The sequence below is a fragment of the Phytoactinopolyspora halotolerans genome (assembly GCF_010550675.1).
GTDB lineage: Bacteria > Actinomycetota > Actinomycetes > Jiangellales > Jiangellaceae > Phytoactinopolyspora > Phytoactinopolyspora halotolerans.
In genome coordinates, this window is the sequence record NZ_JAAGOA010000002.1 from 1 (window position 1) to 17,927 (window position 17,927).

The following is a 17,927-nucleotide window of genomic DNA, read 5'->3' on the forward strand; positions in this document are numbered from 1 at the left end:
GCTGGCACCACGCACGCCGTTCTCCCACACCTAGTTTTGATCTTCGACAATCAAAAACCTAGGCCGGAAAGAACGGCGTGCGCTGCTATGACACGCTCAACCCACCCACGGATAAGTCAGAAGAGCCTCATTTGGAGCTGGGGTCAGGCGTCGCGCTTCTTGAACAGGGCCCAGGCGATGATCAGGATGATGACGGCGAAGCCGGCGAAGACGCCGCCGGATACCCAGCGATCGAAGAAGTCGAAGTCGGGCCCGCCGGCTGGGTCGTAGGGCTCCACGGCGACGAGGCGGGCGCCAGCACTGAACGGCAGGAATTTCAGTGCGGGCTGCAGCCAGTCCAGCGCGTCCACCATGGACAGACCCGAGATGAGCGACTCCACGATGAGCGGCGTCACCAGAAGCACGACGATCGCCGACGGCACGCCGCGGAAAAGCTGGGCGAGGGCGATGCCGAGCAGGCCATAGATCATGACCATGACGACATAGCCGGGGACGGCCTCGTTGAGCGGGCTGGAGCCCAGTTCGGGCGCCTCGTCCCAGAAGATCATGCCGATCCCGTAGTTGATCGCCACCGAGACGACCGTGGCGACCGCCGCGGTGACCAGAACGATGACGATCTTCGAGAGCAGCAGCGTAGACCGCTGCGGGATGGCGAGCAACGTCGGCTGGATGGTGCCGTGCCGGTACTCGTGGCCGGTGGCGAAGACCCCGATGATGGCGACGAAGATCGGTAGGAACGTGGCGAACTCTCCACCGCCGGTCAACACCGTGATGACGGTTTGATCGTCGAGCGTGTCGTTCCGGGTGGCGATGGCGACCGTCAGACCGATACCGGCACTGAGCACGATGCCGAGGCCGAGCAGCCAGTACGTCGAGCGGAGCGTGCGGATCCGGGTGGACTCGAAACGTAGCGCATCGATCATGCCGCACCTCCGGGGGCGTTGCCGCCCTGTGTCTGCGCCTGCGTCGGTTGTTCTGGGCCGCCGGATGCCGGCGGCTGGTCTCCGCCGGATCCAGGCTCGCCCTGAAGCTCGCGGGCGACGTACTCCTCGGATGCGCCGGTGGCGCTGAGGAACGCCTCCTCCAGAGAGGCGCTCTTGGTGGCCAACTCGTGCAGGATGACGCCGTCGCGGTGAGCGATCTCGCCGATCACGGACGCGTCCGCACCGGACACCAGAATCCCGCCACCGGGGTCGGGCTCGACCGTCGCGCCCATCCCGCGCAGCGTCTCCGCCAGTTGCGTTGCCGACGGCGACTTCACCAGGACGGTCGTCTGCGTGAACTGCCGGACGAAGGTGTCCACGTCGCCATTGAAGATCATCTTGCCCATGCCGATGACGACGAGCTCGTCGGCCATCAGGGACATCTCGGAGAGCAGGTGGCTGGAGACGAAGATGGTGCGGCCCTGTCCGGCCAGCGTCTTCAACACATCGCGCAGCCAGTGGATGCCATGCGGGTCGAGTCCGTTCGCCGGCTCGTCGAGGATGAGCACGGCCGGATCGCCCAGCAGCGCTTGCGCGAGCCCCAAGCGCTGCGACATGCCGAGTGAAAAGCCTTTGGGTTTCTTGCGTTTCACGTCGGACAGGCCGACGAATTCCAGAACCTCGTCGACACGCTTCTTCGGCACCCGGCTACCGGCCGCGAGCATGCGCAGGTGGTTGCGCGCGGTCCGGGTCGGGTGGAACGCCTTGGCCTCCAGGACCGCCCCGATCTCCTGCATCGGATTGCGGATGTCCCTGAAGTGCCGTCCGTCGAACCGGGTATCTCCTTCGCCGTTGTCCAGATCGAGCATGAGTCGCATCGTCGTGGACTTGCCCGCGCCGTTCGGGCCGAGGAAACCGGTCACGACACCGGGGCGTACGTTGAACGACAGATTGTCTACGGCGACCTTGCTGCCGTAGCGCTTCCGTAAGCCTTCTGCGGTGATCACTGGTACTCCTGACAGTTGTTGCGGGACGGGTCATCCATCCCCGCCGGAAGAACCTATCGGTTCTTCGGCCGTCTCGAGGTCCTTCCATGAAATGAGATCCAGATCCGCCCCGAGACGGACATTCCCTCTCGCCCATGATCGTCAACCGCCGAGCCGTGCACGACACGGCTGATCGTTGACGATCGTCGGAACGTGGGTCACGCGGCGGCGAGAGCTTGCCGCGCGAGATGACCCGCCTGCGGACCGTACGAGCCGCCGAAGAGTACGGCATGCACCAGGACCGGATGCATCTGATGGAGAGCGACCCGATGGCGCCAGCCATCCGCCAGGGGCCATGCTTCGTGGTAGCTGGCCAGGACACGGTCAATGTGGCGCAGGCCGAACAGCGCGAGCATCGCGAGGTCGGTCTCGCGGTGACCACCGTGCGCGGCAGGGTCGATGAGCCACCCGCGACCGTCCGCTCCCCACAACACGTTCCCGGCCCACAGGTCACCGTGGATGCGCGATGGCTGCTCGGCCGGTCCGGCAAGCTCCGGCAATCGCTCGATGACCCGCTCCACGTCGGCTGCATCGCGGTCGCCGATGGACTTGTTGTCCCGCGCCAGCTTCAGATAGGGCGCGAGACGCCCGTGCGCCCACAGCTCTGGCCATTCCGGCCACGGGCCGCCGGGTAGCGGAAGCGTGCCGATCCACCCGTCACCTCCGTGCGCTCCGAAGACGTCGGCGCCTTTGCGGTGGGTCTCCGCCAGTGCGCGTCCGAATCGGTCGGCCATCGCCGCTGACGGGGCGCCGGGATCCACCCATTCCAGCACGAGGCACGTGTCGTCGACGGCGATGACGCCCGGCACGGGTGCGCCGTCGTTTCCGTTGCCGAGCCAGCGAAGCCCGTTCGCCTCGGTTTCGAAGAACCCCTTGTCCGGGGAGTCGAGCGTCTTGACGAAGACGTGGCGTCCATCCGCCAGATCCGCCCGGAACGCGTGACAGATATCGCCGCCGCCGACGGGGACGACGGACGTGACCTGGTTGCCCACGAGGCCGGTGAGATGATCTACGGCGATCGAGGTCATCTACGACCGGCTCGGGTGATCAGCATCGCCGACGGCTCGGTGAGCCGCGATGGCTTCGACGAGCCCGTCAGCTGCTTGTTCGACGAGGCGGAGGACATGGTCGAAACCGTCCTCGCCGCCGTAGTACGGGTCCGGAACGTCGAGATCGGCGGCGTGGCGCCCGTTGTCGTGCGAAGCGTAACTGCGCAGCATGCGGATCTTCGCGCGCGCCTGGTCATCCGGCGCGATCCGCTGCAGGTCGGCGAAGTTGGCGCTGTCAAGCGCGAGGACAAGATCGAAGTCGGCGAACCAGGAATCGGTGAATTGCCGGGCGCGGTGCGCCGCCGCGTCGTAGCCGTGTGCCTGCAGCGTCCTGCGGGCTCGCGGGTCGGCCTGTTCGCCGATGTGCCAGCTCCCGGTACCGGCTGAGGACACCTCGACGTGTGCGCTCAATCCTGCGTTGGCCAGCCGGACACGGAGTACGGCTTCGGCCATCGGAGAGCGGCAGATGTTGCCGGCGCAGACCACGCAGACCTTGAACGGGGATCCCTTCGACCGAGGCGGTGTGTGCTCGGATGGAGTGATCGGACTGACGTCACCTGGACCGCGACCATGTGCCTGGGAGTCAGAAGTGCTCACGACAGCATGGTCTCATCGGCGTCGGGGTGCTCGTCAGGCGCGTTGCCGGGCAAGCTCACCTACGGCCAGCGCGAGTTCGGTCGCGAGGTCGAACGAACGCTCGTCGTCCGGATGGCTCCGCATCCACAGGCAGATGGTCTGAACGACCGCACCCGCCCAGGAAGGGTCGCGACGCAGCGCGAACCGGACCGATACCGGGCGCGGGCTGCTGGACGCGATGTCCCACCACTGGCCGTCGGAGAATGCGAGCAACGGGTTGCCGCGACCGTCCTCGTACACCACCTCGTACTGCTGGTGCAGTGGTGAGGGCGTGTGTGAGCGCCCACGCGCCGGTGGCTGCTGCGGCACTCGATTGATCAGATGGTCTTCAGGCGGCCGCTCGGTGAGCAGCGACGCCACGGGGGCATAGCCGGTCGTCATCTTGTGTCCACCAAGTCATCAGGGGGATGAATCGGCACGACGACCCCCGTGGAGCCCACCCGGGCACCTATCGTCATGCGAAGTGGACACCAAGATACGGCACACTACCGCGTCTGGGAAAGGCCTCGGGTCAGTCGTTTGGTTGTTATTTCGGGAGCAAAAGGTTGAGGATCCAACTGACAAACGAGACAACCAGGGCACCCAGGACGGCCGCCCAGAAGAAGTCGGCGACTTCGAACGGTACGTCCAGCTGGTCCGCGATCCATCCGGTCAGCCACAGCATCAGTGCGTTGACGATGAACGTGAACAGGCCCAGGGTCAGAATGAACAGCGGCAGCGTGAGCAACTGGACAACAGGCTTGATGAAGGCGTTGACCAGCGCGAAGATCAACGCGATCACGCCGAATGTGAGCACCCGATCGGTAGTCGAGTCGGCGGAGGTGATGTTGACGCCGCTGACGATCTCGGTGGCTACCCATAGCGCCAGGCCATTGACGATGATTCGAACGATGAAGGAGACCACGGTCGCTGAGCGTATATGGTGCGTGACCATGACGCCATCGACACACGAAGATGACATGTCGTCCGGTTCGGGCGAGCCACGCGTCAAACTCCGGGCAGCGCTCGAGGGGTTGCCGTCGTATCGGCCCGGACGATCGGCGGGGCCGTCATCGGAGCCGGCTCAGTCCGTGTACAAGCTATCGTCGAACGAGAACCCGTTCCCACCCCTTCCGGGCGTGCTGGAGGCCGTCAACGAAGCGGCGTCTTCGTTGAACCGTTACCCGGACATGTTCGCTACCGGACTGGTCGCAGCCCTGTCGGACCGCTTCGATGTACCGGCAGAGCATCTGGCCACCGGCACCGGCAGCGTCGGCGTGCTGCAACAGGTCATACAGGCCTGCGCCGGGGAGGGGGACGAGGTCGTCTACGCGTGGCGGTCGTTCGAGGCTTATCCGATCGTGGTCGGCATCTCCGGTGCGGAATCGGTACGCGTGCCGTTGACGGCGAACGCTCGGCATGACCTTGACGCGATGGCCGACGCGATCACCGATCGGACCAGGCTTGTCGTGCTCTGTACTCCGAACAACCCCACGGGACCTGCGATTCGCCGGGCCGAGCTGGCGGCGTTCCTGGAGCGGGTGCCGAGTGATGTGCTGGTCGTCATCGACGAGGCGTACCGCGAGTTCGTCCGCGATCCGGAGGCGGTCGACGGCCTGGAGGTGTACGCCCGGCATCCGAACGTCTGTGTGCTGCGGACTTTCTCCAAGGCCTACGGGCTCGCGGGCCTGCGGGTGGGCTTTGCGGTCGCGCACGACGACGTGGCCGACGCGCTCCGTAAGACCGCCGTGCCGTTCGGCGTGTCCGGGGTGGCCCAAGCCGCTGCCGTCGAGTCGCTGAAGCACGAGGCCGAGTTGCGCGACCGGGTGGTCGAGCTGGTCGACGAGCGGACCCGGGTGATGGCGACGCTGCGGGAGCAAGGCTGGTCGGTACCGGACTCCGAGGCGAACTTCGTATGGATGGAGCTCGGTGAGAGCACGGAGGACTTTGCTCGCAAATGTGCGGAGAATGGACTAATCGTCCGTCCATTCGCCGGAGAAGGGTGCCGCGTGACTGTAGGTGAATCCGCCGCGAACGATCGATTCCTTAGAGTCAGCCAGGAATGGATCAGCGGTAGCGAAGTATGACATTCGACACAATACAATCACGCTGTGTGACTAGCTGGTCACAATGCGTGACTGTCGGCGAACGACAACTTGCAGGCACAAAAAGGCACGAACGGCGCCCGTGCGTTCGGGGGGCGAGACGCAGGACGCCGTCCGTGCGCCATCGATAGTACTGCTAGCAGCACATCCCTGGCCAGTCGGGTTGAACCGGGGCGGCGGAAGCAGGCGTGGCCACGATGGCCGCCGTCGCCGTCAGAGTCAGGGCAGCGAGCGTTACAGCCACAACACGCCTGAGACGGGCCACTGCGATCAACCTCCGGGGGTCTACATAGGACTAGCGAAAAATGACTACCTGTAGTGCAATAGTGTCATGACAGATGAGCCACAAGCAACACTTGACGAGGCGCCCGCCCCAACACCTGTCGGGCAGCGTATCCGTACGCGCAGGTTGGAGTTGGGTCTCTCGCAAGCCGATATTGCCGAGGGAATGCTGTCGCCCAGCTATGTGTCGCTTGTCGAGAGTGGTCGTCGTCAGCCAGCTGCCGCGGCGCTCGCGCATATTGCTGAGCGTCTGCGTATCGATGTCGAATACCTCCGGGACGGTGTCGACGCGTCGATCCGTACCCGCGCGCGCCTGGCGCTCGGGCGTGCGGAGAAGGCGCTGTATGACGGCAACGCCGAGGAGGCCTACGACAACTTCTCGCTTCTTGTCGGGGATCCGGGTCTGAACGACGAGCAGAGCCGGCGTGCGCGCCTCGGGCAGGCGCTCGCGCTGGAGCGCAAGGGCGATCTGGAGAGCGCGATCGAGCTTCTCGGGGAGTTGGCCGAAGAGGCACGGCAGAACCCGGAGGTACAGCCGTGGCTCGACGTGGCGCTGGCCATGTCCCGCTGCTACCAGAGCGCCGGGGATCTCGACATGGCGATCCAGATCGGCGAAGAGGCGATGCGTGCGGCTCAAGAGATCGGGCTGGAGCACACGGACGAGTACGTCCGTCTGGGCTGCACCGTGCTCAGCGCCTACCACGGCCGCGGAGACATCGTCCGATCCCGTACGCTCGCCGCCGACCTGGTGCGGGCGGCCGACCAGATGGGCGCCCCGCACACTCGTGGCGCTGCCTACTGGAACGCGTCGGTCATCGCCGAGTCGCGCGGTGACCTCGCGCAGGCACTCGATCTTGTGGATCGGGCGCTCGCCTTGTTCGGTGAAGGCGACGACCGCCGTAACCTGGCTCGTCTGCGTATCGCCTACGCCTGGTTGCTGCTCCAGGGTGAGGAGCCGCGGGCCAGCGACGCGTTGCAGTTGCTCGATGGTGCTCGGGAAGAGATCACCACCTACGGCGGCGTGGACGACATCCGGCATTTCGACAGCACGCGCGCGGACGCACTCCTCGCGCTCGGCCGCCTCGATGAGGCGCACGAGGCCGCGACGGCCGCCTTGCGCGACCTCGGCGACCAGCCCCGGATGGAGTCGGCGCGGGCACGGCTGGTGCTTGCTCGGGTGCTCCGGGCCGAGGGCGACGTCGATCAGAGTGCACGTGAGGGAGCGCTGGCGGCGTCGATGCTCGAAGCCATGGGCGCTTCTCGCCGGGCTGCGGCCGCGTGGCGCGAGCTGGGTGACCTCTACCGTGACCTGGGACGTACCGACGAGGCGCTGGAGGCGTTCGACCGGGCGCTGCAGTCGATGCGGATCATGCATTCGGTCGGTGCAGGTGTGGTACTGGATGCTCCCGCTGAGCGGCGGAGCGAGCTGGCCCTGCACTGATAACGAGATACTCCGACGTGCCGGTGAGCTGAATCCGCCGGCAACAGGGGCGGGATGGACGACGGTCCTCCCGCCCCTTTCGTTGTCTGCGCGCACCGGCGTACCGACTCCGCGCACGCGGGCGACACACCACAACATCTAGGTGGCTTGCATCTTCGTAACTACAAGATAATGTGGTGCGTGCAGCTGGTACCTCCGCTCATCCAGATCGGAGGTGGAGCGGCTCAACGCCGGCCGAGAGCGCGACTCGGCGCGGTGGGTCGCGTACAGGGAACCCGGTGTGAGTCCGGGACTGCCCCGCAGCGGTGAACGGGAACGACCGCCGTCAAACAAGCACTGGGACACCTCGGTCTCCACCGAGCGGGCTCGGGAAGCGACGGCCAGTAGGTGGTGCCACCAGCCAGGTGGTCGCCGGGCCCGTGAGTCCGAATACCTGCCGGTTGCCCGCGTGCGTGCGAATGCACGTGGGGGTCCGCGGCCTCGTGGGAGGGCCAGAGGACGATCGCGAGGACTTACTCACCTCCGCGGGTGCGCCGTGCGACGGCTGCCCGTGGCGTAGTCGGCGTTGTCTCCCCTGCGCTCCACCCCGAGGTCCGGGCTCATCAGGCCCTGACATCGCGAAGGAGGACGCGTGAATATCACTGTCGTCAAGCGGGATGGAACCGCTGAACCGTACGACGGTCGCAAGATCGCCCGCACCATAGCGGAAGCCGCCGTCGGTCTGGATGACCGGTTCGGCCGCGCCGCGCAAGTCCGATCAGAACTGGAACTCACCCTCTTCGACGGCATCACCAGCGAGCAGCTGACGGAAGCCGCCATTCAGGTCGCGTTGCAGAACGTCAAGGAGGATCCAGCGTTCGACACCGTCGCCGCGCGGATGCTGTGCACGACCATGTACCGGCGTGTCCTCGGTGACCACCGGACTCCCGACGATCTCCGCGCCCTGCACACGTCCCGGTTCGCCGGCTACATCCGCCGGGCGGTCGCCGACGGCGTGCTGGACGCGCGGCTGGGCAGGGCGTTCGACCTGGACCGCCTGGCGGCGGCCCTGGATCCCGGACGCGACGAGTCGCTTCGGTACATCGGCGTGGTCACCTTGCGTCATCGGTACATGGTGAACGCCCCGGACGGCGCGCCGATCGAAGTGCCGCAGTTCTTCTGGATGCGGGTGGCGATGGGGCTGGCGCTGAACGAAGCCGACCCTACGTCGTCGGCGCTGGCCTGCTATGAGCGGATGTCCCGTCTGGAGTACCTTCCGGCCGGTTCGACACTGGTCAATGCCGGGACCGCGCATGCCCAACTGTCCAACTGCTTCGTGCTGGAGATGGACGACGAGATCGAGCACATCGCGAAGAGCATCCGCGACGTGATGTGGCTGACCAAGGGCACCGGCGGCATCGGGCTGTCGGTGACCAAGCTGCGTGCCGAAGGGTCGCCGATCCGGAGTAACAGCACGACGTCGACCGGGCCGATCCCGTTCATGCATACGGTCGACTCCACGTTGCGCGCGGTCTCCCGTGGCGGGAAGAAGTTCGGCGCGCTGTGTTTCTACATGGAGAACTGGCATCTGGACTTCCCCCAATTCCTGGACCTGCGACAGAACTCTGGCGACCCGTACCGTCGTACCCGTACGGCGAACACCGCGGTCTGGATCTCAGACGAGTTCATGAAGCGGGTGGCCGACGACGCCGACTGGTACCTGTTCGATCCGCTCGAAGCCGCTGACCTCGCCGAGCTCTATGGGGCGCAGTTCTCCCGACGCTACGCCGAGTACGTGAGGAAGGCGGAGGCCGGCGAACTGCGGACGTTCGCGAAGGTCCGCGCCAGGGAGCAGTTCAGGGCGATGGTGCTGAGCCTGCAGACCACCTCGCACCCCTGGTTGACGTGGAAGGACCCGATCAACAACCGCGCGCTGAACAACAACACCGGGACGATCCATCTGTCGAATCTCTGCACCGAGATCTGCCTGCCGCAAGACAAGGAGAACATCGCGGTGTGCAACCTGGCGTCGATCAATCTCGTCCGCCACCTCGAGGCGGGCCGGTTCGACTGGGACCGGTTGGCGCAGACTGTTCGCCTGGCGGTGCGGCAGTTGGACAACCTCATCGACATCACCGTCTCGTCGGTGCCGGAGGCGGAGCGGTCCAATGAACTGAACCGAGCCGTCGGGCTGGGCGTCATGGGCTTCGCGGAGGTGGTCGAGCGGCTCGGATGGTCCTACCAGAGCGAGTTCGCCTACGAGCTGATCGATGAGCTGATGGAGTTCATCAGCTGGCACGCGATCGACGCGAGTGCCGATCTGGCCCGTGAGCGTGGTGCCTATCCCAACTTCAGCGGTTCGCGGTGGAGCGAGGGGATCGTGCCGATCGACACCGTCGACCTCGCCGAGCAACAGCGCGGCGTCGCGGTGACGGTGTCACGTACCAGCAGGATGGACTGGGAACGGCTGCGGCGAAAGGTGCGCGGCGGCATCCGTAACGCGACTCTGCTGGCGATCGCGCCCACCGCGTCCATCGGGCTGGTGGCGGGGACGACGCCCGGATTGGACCCGCGCTTCACCCAGATCTTCAGCCGGGCCACGAGCTCCGGCAAGTTCCTGGAGGTGAACCAGAACCTGGTGGCCGCGCTGAAAGCGCGTGGGTTGTGGGAGTCGGTCCGTGACGACGTGCTGCGGGCGCAGGGCGACGTGGCGTCGTTGCCGGACGTTCCGGACACGCTGAAGGCGGTCTACAAGACCTCGTTCCAGCTGTCTCCGTACGCGTTCCTCGAGGTGGCGGCCCGTGCTCAGAAGTGGGTCGACCAGGCGATCAGTCGGAACATGTACCTGGAGACGAGGGACCCTGACGAGACGATGGAGATCTACGCCGCCGCCTGGGCCAAGGGCATGAAGACCACCTACTACCTGCACATGAAGCCACGTCACACAGCTGAACAGAGCACCGTGCGGGTGAACAAGGCGGAGTCGTCGACCATGGCTCGTGCCGCCACGGTGACCGCGGTGGCCTCGTCGTCGGCGGAATCCGGGGCAAGCGATGCGACGAGGGGCACCGGAACCCGCGCCCGGAGGGCCGCGGGGCGTGGCTTCGGCTTCCAGGAGGTTGATGTCGTCGCCGATGTCGCGTGCCCCGTCGACCCGCAAGAACACCTGGAATGCGAGGCCTGCCAGTAGGCGAGTCCACCGCGCCCGCGCCACCGCCCGGGTGGCCGGCTACGGCCCGCCGACGATCGCCTGCCTGACGACGCCCGTCGGCGATGGCCTCGCCAGAGCCACCGGCTCAGACAACCAAGGAGCACACCACGATGAAGACGATCTTGGGAACCGGCATCCAGGAAGGGCTGCTGCTGAAACCGGTCCGCTACCCGTGGGCCTACGACCTGTACAACCAAGCCGTGGCGAATACCTGGTTCCCGCACGAGGTCCAGCTCGGAGAGGACCTTGCGGACTTCAAGCGTATGACGGCGGAGGAGCGGCATGCGTTGACGTTCCTCATGAGCTACTTCAACCCGAACGAACTTCTGGTCAACAAGGCGTTGGCGTACGGCGTCTACCCCTACCTGAACGCGGCCGAGACGCATCTCTACCTGGCCAAGCAGATGTGGGAGGAAGCCAACCACGTGATGGCCTTCGAGTACGTCCTGGAGACCTTCCCCATCGACCGGCACCAGGCGTATCAGGCGCATGTGGACGAGCCCTCTATGGCGGCCAAGGAGGAGTTCGAGGTCCGCTACATCCGACGGATGACCGAGCAACCCCTGGACATCGGCACCACCGAGGGCAAGCGGGATTTCGTCCGCAACCTGGTCGCCTACAACATCGTCTTGGAGGGGATCTGGTTCTACAGCGGCTTCATGGTGGCGTTGAGTTTCCGGCAGCGGAATCTGCTGCGGAACTTCGCTTCGCTGATCGACTGGATCGTGCGGGATGAGAGCCTGCATCTGAAGTTCGGGATCAACCTGATTCTCACCGTCTTGGACGAGAATCCCGATCTGCGCACGGAGACGTTCGCCGTCGAGATCAAGCAGATGATCCTCGATGGTGTGGCCATGGAGGAGCGGTACAACCGGGATCTGTTACCACGCGGCATCCTGGGGATGAACGCGGAATACATCAACAGCTACGTGAAGTATCTCGCCGATCGGCGCTTGGAGGAGCTTGGCTTCGGTCCGCATTACAAGGTCGCCAATCCGGCGAAATGGATGGCTGCCGCGAACGACACGCTCGAGCTGGTCAACTTCTTCGAATCGATCAACACAAGCTACGAGGTCGACGTCCGTGCAGATGGCCGAGGCCCGTGACGCGTCTACCACGCGCACCGGCGGGCCCGATACGCCGGCCGGAGTGATACATCGGTGGCGGAGGCCATGCGTGGGCCGCAGCCATACGCCGGCGGCATCCGGGAGCGCCGTCCTCCGCACCTGTCGCGTCGGTGGTCGGCGTGCACTAGGCTCTGAAATCTGGGCGACGATGAGCGAGGTGGAGACGTGTCGGGCACAAAGTTCGGTAGGCCGAAGTTTGGTCTTTGGCATACCGGACTCTTGACTTCGGCTCTCGTTATGTCGGCCTGTGGGGGTGATGTCGCGGCCGTCGACCCCGACGACGGCCGGCTCAAGGTGGTCACGACGTTCACCGTGTTGGCCGACATCGCGCAGAACGTCGGCGGCGACGGCGTCGTCGTCGAATCGATCACCAAACCGGGCATGGAGATCCATGGCTACGAACCGACCCCGAGCGACGTGCGGCGGGTGGCGGACGCCGACCTCGTCCTGTACAACGGGCTCGGCCTGGAACTGTGGTTCTCCGACTTCATGGCCAGGATCGACGCGCCGAGCGCAGTGGTGACGGACGGAATCGACACGCTCCCCATCGCCTCCGGCGATTACGCGGGCGATGCCAACCCACACGCCTGGATGTCCCCGCTCAACGTCGCGATCTACGCCCGGAACATCGCGGACGCTCTCGCGGAGATCGACCCCGGCGGCGGCGACCGGTACGAGGCCAACGCCGCCGCCTACGCGGACGAGGTCGCCGACGTGCAGGAGACGTTGCTGGCCGGTGTGGCCGAACTGCCGCCTCATCAGCGCGCGCTGGTCACATGTGAGGGCGCGTTCTCGTACCTCGCCGCCGATGCCGGCCTCACCGAGGTCTACCTGTGGCCGGTCAACAGCGACGTGCAAGGGACACCACGACAGGTCACGGGTGCGATCGAGTACGTACGACAGCACGACGTCCCCGCGGTGTTCTGCGAGTCGACGGTCAGCGACGAGCTCCAGCGGCAGGTCGCCCGCGACGCGGGCGCCGCGTTCGGTGGGGTGCTGTACGTCGACTCGTTGTCCGAGGAGGACGGCCCCGTACCGACGTACCTGGATCTGATCCGTCGTGACGTCGCGACGATCATCGCCGGTCTGAACGGGCAGGGGAGCTGATGCTTGCGTGAAACGCGACGACGACGCGGCGGCGGCCGACGGTCCCGGCGTGCATCTCAGGCGAGCCGGTACCGGCGCAGGGCAGGCTCCCCCAGGCGGAAGGACGGGCGCCGATGAGCGGATAGGCGCCGACGCGGAGACGAAGCCCGACGTGGTGGTCGAGCTGTCGGGCGTGAGCGTCAGCTACGGGGATGTCGTCGCGCTGGACGGGGTGTCGCTACAGCTGGGCGCGGGCCGCATCTGCGCGCTCATCGGGATGAACGGCTCGGGCAAGTCGACGCTGTTCAAGACCGTGATGGGGCTGCTGCGTCCACACGACGGGGTGGTGCGCCTGTTCGGCGCGGATCCGGCGCGCAGCCGCCGCGCGGGGGAGGTCGCGTACGTGCCGCAGGCGGAGAACGTCGACTGGGACTTCCCGCTCCGGGTGCGCGACGTCGTGACCATGGGCCGGTACGGTCGGATGTCGCCGCTTCGACGTGCGCGTGCGGCCGATCGCATCGCCGTCGACGACGCGCTCGACCAGGCGGATCTGGCCGGCCTCGCGGACCGGCAGATCGGCGAGCTCTCCGGCGGTCAGCGCCGGCGCGTCTTCCTGGCGCGCGGGATCGCTCAGGGCGCCCGGCTGCTGCTGCTCGACGAGCCGTTCTCCGGGGTGGACAAGCGGTCCGAGGCCACCATGTCGGAACTGTTGCGACGTCGTGCCGACGACGGTTGTGCCGTGCTGGTCGCTACGCATGACCTCGACGCGGTCCCCGACCTCGCGGATGAGGCCATCCTCCTGCACCGGCGGGTGCTGATGCACACGACGCCGGACGAGGCGCTGCGCCCGGAGAATCTGGCGCTGGCGTTCCACGGTGGGGAGGCTCGGGCGTGATCGAGTTCCTCGTCGACCCGGTGCAGTTCGGGGTGATGCAGCGGGCGTTCCTGGTCACCATCGTGGCGAGCGCCGTCTGCGCCCTGTTGTCCTGCTGGCTGGTGCTGATCGGATGGTCCCTGATGGGGGACGCGGTCTCGCATGCCGTGGTGCCGGGGGTGGTGCTCGCGTACCTCGCGGGCGCGCCGTTCGCTCTCGGAGCGTTCGCGTTCGGCTGCGCCGCGGTCTGGCTGATCGGGACGGTGCGACAGACCTCGCGCGTCAAGGAGGACGCCGCCATCGGGGTGGTGTTCACCACGCTGTTCGCCTTCGGGCTGGTGCTGATCTCGGTCACGCCCAGTGAGGTCGACTTCAACCACATCCTCTTCGGTAACGTGCTAGGCGTTTCCGACACGGACCTCGCCCAGGTGCTGGTGCTGGGCCTTCTGACGGCGGCGACACTGGTGCTGAAGAGTCGTGACCTCACGCTCTACGCGTTCGACGCCGGCCATGCGCACGCCATCGGTATCAGCCCCCGTCGGTTGCAGCTCCTCCTGCTGGCGTTGCTGGCGCTCACCGTCGTGGTCGCGCTGCAGGCCGTCGGGGTGATCCTCGTCGTCGCGATGGTCATCACCCCTGGCGCTACCGCATACCTGCTGACCGCCAGGATGGAGCGGATGCTGCTGCTGGCGCCGTCGTCCGCGATCGGCTGTGCCATCGTGGGCCTGTACTACTCGTACTATGCCGATGTGTCGTCGGGCGGTGCCGTGGTTCTCGCCCAGGGGCTGCTGTTCTTCGCCGTCTATCTGCTGGCGCCGCGGGGTCTGGCTGGGCTGCGCCGGCTGCGGCCACGGCGGACGGTCAGGCCGTGAGCGCGGGGTGCACCGGCTGCGTCGCCCGGCTCGCGAGATGGGAAATCCCGGTTGCCGGACGTCTAAGCTGTCGGTGTGGTCGTTGAGCACCTGGGCAAGGTATCGGTCGCGGCTGAAGACTGCGTCAAAGTGATCTACGCGGCGCGCGAGTGGGACGACGTCGCGGTGACCGCGTCGTACCTGAAGGCCCGGCTCGGCGTCGGTGCGCCCGCGGTGTCGGAGATGGTGCGCCGCCTCAGCGAGCAGGGGCTGGTCACGCATGAACGCTACGGTCCGGTCGCGCTGACCGAGGAGGGCACGGCCCTGGCGCTGCGGATGCTGCGCCGGCATCGGCTGGTCGAGACCTACCTCGTCGCCGAACTCGGTTACCGCTGGGATGAGGTGCATGACGAGGCGGAGCAACTGGAGCACGTGGTGTCCGACCGGCTGCTCGACCGGATGGACGAGCGGCTCGGCCATCCGACCCGCGACCCGCATGGCGATCCGATCCCCGCGGCCGACGGGACGGTACGACGACCCGACGCGGTCCCGCTGTCCACGCTCGGTGTCGGTGACGTCGGCTTCGTCGCCCGCATCTCGGACGACGAACCCGAGTTGTTGCGTTACTTCACCGCCAATGAGATCTCGCTCGATCAACGGATCGAGGTTCTGCGTCGGCGGTCCTACGCCGGATCGTCGACCTTGCTCGTCGGCGCCGGTGACGCCGCGTCCGAGCTGGAGCTGACCGACGTCGCCGCGGCCGCCCTGTGGGTCACCCGGCCCGCGGCGCAACCGGCGTAGCGATCGGGCGTTATCCGACGCGCACGCGCGCGAGCTGGCGGGACTGTGCGACCAGCGAGCCGTCCGAGTCGTAGACCTCCGCCTCCTCGTCGAACCAGCCGTCCCGGACCAGTCTGCCGCGCAGGTGGACGGTGAGCCATCCCGGTGCCGGAAGGCTGCGCGTCAGCACGGACAGTTCCACCGTGGGTGCCCAGCCGAGCCGGCCCAGGCCGAAGACCGTGGGCGGGAGTGAGTCGACCGCGAGAGCGAGCACGATGGGGCTTGGCTGGGTGCCGTCGACCAGCCGGACGTGGCCGCGCATCGAGAGCTGCCCGGCGGGCCGGCCGGAGAACCAGCCGAGCGTCTGCGGATCGAGCCGGAGATCGACGTGCTCCAGCAGCCCGACGTGGGTCCCGTCCGGTAGATCGACGACCGCCGGGATGCACTCGTCGACGGGGGCGACGGGCTCCGGCGTGGGCCCGGCCCACTCGACGTCGGCGTCCCGGTCCAGCGTCGAAGTCGTGATCAGCGCTTCGACGCGCGGAATGTCGTCCTGGACGAGCGTGGCGCGCAGCGTCGCCGTCGTGCGGCCGGCCCGAAGCAGGTGGACGTTGATCTGGGCGTGCCCCGGTGACGGCGGTGCCACGAAGTGCGCGCTGGTACTGACGGGGTGCGGATGCGGCGACTCGGCGGACACGGCCTGCAGGATCAGCGCGAGCAGGTAGCCGCCGTTGGGCACGTCGCCCACGGACCACGTGCCGTCGATGTCGATGTCGTAGCAACCGGGCTCGGTCTGCTTGACGGTCGTCGCTTCGTTGAAGTCGGCCACGGCAACCGACCTTATGCTAACCATCAGTTGCTGCCTAGACACTTTCTGTGACGATTTCGGCGTTTGGGCAGGTAGTCGGCGGTAAATTCGGCATCTTCCGACACACCCCGATTGATCGCATGGGGTGGGTGTACGTGCTATGTGACGGTTCGGTAGCATCTGCGTCGGCAGAGATGATCTTTGGTTAGACCATCACACAAAACAAGGGCTGATGATCCTGCCTGTAACGGGGGCTGGTGGGGGCAAGAGAAGGAGAGCAATGCCGACCCCTGTCCGCAAGAGGGCCGCTCTGTTATCGGGCGGTCTCGTTGTTTCCATGATCGGTCTCGGCTCGACGGCTGCCGTCGTCGCGGCCGACGAGGGCGGAGACCTGGCGCCTGCCGAGGCGCAGGCCAAGGCTCAGCTGTTCCCCGAGCGCCACGTCAGCGGCCTTCGGGTGAACCTAGAGGACAGCTCGAGGCCAGTGGGCACGACGCTGTTCGGCTTGCAGGCCGATGACGGAGCGCTGCTGCAGACGTACTGTGTCGAGCTGCATGTGCCGATCGACCCCGAGCACACGGGTTACGAGGAAGTTCCGTGGGATGCGTACCCGAATCCGGATTCGCCGTTCCATCAGAACCGGGACAAGGTCAACTGGATCCTGCACCATTCGTATCCGGCCGTCGATCTCGCGGGAATCGAGCAAGCCGTCGAGCACGAGTTCGACGGCGGTCTCTCCGTGGAGGAGGCCGTCGCGGCGACCCAGGCATCGGTCTGGCATTTCAGCGACGGCGCCAACCTGGACGAGGATGATCCGACGCAGCGTCGCGGCCGCCACTCCGGTGCGGACGTGGTGGCGCTGTACCAATACCTGACCGGCGAGGAGAACGTCGGCATCGGCGAGGAGCCCGAGCCGGAGCTGGCGTTGGACCCGGCGGCTCTGGCCGGCGAGACCGGCACGCTGATCGGCCCCTTCACCGTGTCCACCAGCGCGGAGGCGGCGCAGCTGTCGTCGCAGCTGCCGGAGGGCGTCGAGCTGGTCGACGGTGATTCGCAGCAACTCGGCGACGAGGTCACCGACGGCAGCGAGATCTACGTCGACGTACCCGAGGACGCCGAGGACGGTGCGGGCACGCTGACGCTGGAGACCGACGTTGCGCTGAGCCTGGGGCGGCTCTTCGTCGGGGACAAGTACAACGACAGCCAGAAGGATGAGTTCCGCACCCAGTCGCTGATCCTGGCCGGGGCGGAGAACACCCACCTCGAGGTCTCCGGCGAGGTCACCTGGACCACGCCGGACGAGCCGGAGCCGGAACCGACCGAGACCCCGGAGCCCACTCCGACGCCGACGCCAGAGCCGACGACGCCGCCGGACGATGACGAGGACGACGACGAGGAGGAGTCGCCGACCCCCGAGCCGACCACGCCGCCGGAGGATGACGAGGACGACGAGGAGTCCCCGAGCCCGGAGCCGACCACGCCGCCGGAGGAGACGACGCCGCCGGAGGATGACGAGGACGACGGTGACGAGGGTGGTGACCTGCCGGACACCGGTGCGGACTCCACGCTGCTGCTGGGTGTCGGTGCCGCCGCCATGCTCGCCGGGGCTGCCGCTCTGGGGCTGCAGCGTCGGGGCCTGAAGACCGCCGACCGGGACAACGGCTAGCCGTCGACCGAACCGCATGCAACGGCCCCGCGAGTGGTTTCGTCACACTCGCGGGGCCGTCCCGCACGCCTCCAAATGATCATG

General features: G+C 66.7%; 16 protein-coding genes and 1 riboswitch. Of the genes, 9 read left to right on the plus strand and 7 right to left on the minus strand.

Going from position 1 to position 17,927, the window contains the following annotated elements:
• Positions 1-143: 143 nt before the first annotated feature.
• The 6 genes from G1H10_RS02320 to G1H10_RS02345 all read right to left on the minus strand — a co-directional run bounded on the left by G1H10_RS02320 (position 144) and on the right by G1H10_RS02345 (position 4,558).
• Complete coding sequence (locus G1H10_RS02320) at positions 144-923, minus strand: DUF2705 family protein (protein WP_163732170.1); 780 nt, start codon at positions 921-923, stop codon at positions 144-146.
• Positions 920-1,930: an ATP-binding cassette domain-containing protein gene (locus G1H10_RS02325; protein WP_163732173.1), complete on the minus strand. Its 1,011-nt coding sequence runs from the start codon at positions 1,928-1,930 to the stop codon at positions 920-922. The genes G1H10_RS02320 and G1H10_RS02325 overlap by 4 nt, the downstream gene beginning before the upstream one ends.
• Positions 1,931-2,127: 197 nt before the next feature.
• The gene (locus G1H10_RS02330; protein ID WP_163732176.1) at positions 2,128-2,997 is read right to left on the minus strand and encodes a fructosamine kinase family protein; all 870 of its coding nucleotides are present in this window, start codon (positions 2,995-2,997) and stop codon (positions 2,128-2,130) included.
• The gene (locus tag G1H10_RS02335) at positions 2,998-3,561 is read right to left on the minus strand and encodes a low molecular weight protein-tyrosine-phosphatase (RefSeq protein WP_376778568.1); all 564 of its coding nucleotides are present in this window, start codon (positions 3,559-3,561) and stop codon (positions 2,998-3,000) included.
• Positions 3,562-3,648: 87 nt separating this feature from the next.
• Positions 3,649-4,035: a hypothetical protein gene (locus G1H10_RS02340; RefSeq protein ID WP_163732179.1), complete on the minus strand. Its 387-nt coding sequence runs from the start codon at positions 4,033-4,035 to the stop codon at positions 3,649-3,651.
• A 145-nt stretch (positions 4,036-4,180) separates the two neighbouring features.
• Entirely contained in the window at positions 4,181-4,558 is a 378-nt protein-coding gene (locus G1H10_RS02345; RefSeq protein WP_163732182.1) for a phage holin family protein, read from the minus strand.
• Between the two features lie 55 nt (positions 4,559-4,613).
• On the opposite strand from G1H10_RS02345, the gene hisC reads away from it, so the two are divergent.
• The 8 genes from hisC (at position 4,614) to G1H10_RS02385 (ending at position 15,390) form a co-directional block, all read left to right on the plus strand.
• On the plus strand, positions 4,614-5,720 hold the full coding sequence (gene hisC / locus G1H10_RS02350) for a histidinol-phosphate transaminase (RefSeq protein WP_163733233.1): 1,107 nt from the start codon (positions 4,614-4,616) through the stop codon (positions 5,718-5,720).
• Between the two features lie 349 nt (positions 5,721-6,069).
• Positions 6,070-7,461, plus strand: coding sequence for a helix-turn-helix domain-containing protein (locus G1H10_RS02355; protein WP_281354092.1), 1,392 nt, complete (start codon positions 6,070-6,072; stop codon positions 7,459-7,461).
• Positions 7,462-7,706: 245 nt separating this feature from the next.
• Positions 7,707-7,903: riboswitch (cobalamin riboswitch) on the plus strand.
• Between the two features lie 189 nt (positions 7,904-8,092).
• Positions 8,093-10,630, plus strand: a complete 2,538-nt coding sequence (locus tag G1H10_RS02360; protein ID WP_163732187.1) for a ribonucleoside-diphosphate reductase subunit alpha — start codon at positions 8,093-8,095, stop codon at positions 10,628-10,630.
• Positions 10,631-10,761: 131 nt separating this feature from the next.
• On the plus strand, positions 10,762-11,757 hold the full coding sequence (locus G1H10_RS02365) for a ribonucleotide-diphosphate reductase subunit beta (protein WP_163732188.1): 996 nt from the start codon (positions 10,762-10,764) through the stop codon (positions 11,755-11,757).
• A gap of 258 nt (positions 11,758-12,015) precedes the next feature.
• Positions 12,016-12,885: a metal ABC transporter substrate-binding protein gene (locus G1H10_RS02370; RefSeq protein ID WP_163732191.1), complete on the plus strand. Its 870-nt coding sequence runs from the start codon at positions 12,016-12,018 to the stop codon at positions 12,883-12,885.
• 151 nt (positions 12,886-13,036) lie between these two features.
• Positions 13,037-13,759 (plus strand): metal ABC transporter ATP-binding protein, encoded by a 723-nt coding sequence (locus tag G1H10_RS02375; protein ID WP_376778569.1) that lies wholly within the window; start codon positions 13,037-13,039, stop codon positions 13,757-13,759.
• On the plus strand, positions 13,759-14,610 hold the full coding sequence (locus G1H10_RS02380) for a metal ABC transporter permease (protein WP_163733238.1): 852 nt from the start codon (positions 13,759-13,761) through the stop codon (positions 14,608-14,610). Before G1H10_RS02375 ends, G1H10_RS02380 begins: the two co-directional genes overlap by 1 nt.
• A gap of 75 nt (positions 14,611-14,685) precedes the next feature.
• Complete coding sequence (locus G1H10_RS02385) at positions 14,686-15,390, plus strand: metal-dependent transcriptional regulator (RefSeq protein ID WP_163732194.1); 705 nt, start codon at positions 14,686-14,688, stop codon at positions 15,388-15,390.
• Between the two features lie 10 nt (positions 15,391-15,400).
• Here G1H10_RS02385 and G1H10_RS02390 read toward each other — a convergent pair whose 3' ends face one another.
• Entirely contained in the window at positions 15,401-16,198 is a 798-nt protein-coding gene (locus G1H10_RS02390; RefSeq protein WP_163732197.1) for a thioesterase family protein, read from the minus strand.
• A 316-nt stretch (positions 16,199-16,514) separates the two neighbouring features.
• Between G1H10_RS02390 and G1H10_RS02395 the strand changes: the two genes are divergently transcribed.
• Positions 16,515-17,843, plus strand: coding sequence for a thioester domain-containing protein (locus G1H10_RS02395; protein WP_163732200.1), 1,329 nt, complete (start codon positions 16,515-16,517; stop codon positions 17,841-17,843).
• Positions 17,844-17,927 lie beyond the last annotated feature (84 nt).

Excerpts from the sequence above, each read along its gene's own strand:
- G1H10_RS02320 (WP_163732170.1), bottom strand. The coding sequence starts at position 923 with ATGATCGATGCGCTACGTTTCGAGTCCACCCGGATCCGCACGCTCCGC.
- G1H10_RS02330 (WP_163732176.1), bottom strand. The coding sequence starts at position 2,997 with ATGACCTCGATCGCCGTAGATCATCTCACCGGCCTCGTGGGCAACCAG.
- G1H10_RS02340 (WP_163732179.1), bottom strand. The coding sequence starts at position 4,035 with ATGACGACCGGCTATGCCCCCGTGGCGTCGCTGCTCACCGAGCGGCCG.
- hisC (WP_163733233.1), top strand. The coding sequence starts at position 4,614 with ATGTCGTCCGGTTCGGGCGAGCCACGCGTCAAACTCCGGGCAGCGCTC.
- G1H10_RS02355 (WP_281354092.1), top strand. The coding sequence starts at position 6,070 with ATGACAGATGAGCCACAAGCAACACTTGACGAGGCGCCCGCCCCAACA.
- G1H10_RS02365 (WP_163732188.1), top strand. The coding sequence starts at position 10,762 with ATGAAGACGATCTTGGGAACCGGCATCCAGGAAGGGCTGCTGCTGAAA.
- G1H10_RS02370 (WP_163732191.1), top strand. The coding sequence starts at position 12,016 with ATGTCGGCCTGTGGGGGTGATGTCGCGGCCGTCGACCCCGACGACGGC.
- G1H10_RS02395 (WP_163732200.1), top strand. The coding sequence starts at position 16,515 with ATGATCGGTCTCGGCTCGACGGCTGCCGTCGTCGCGGCCGACGAGGGC.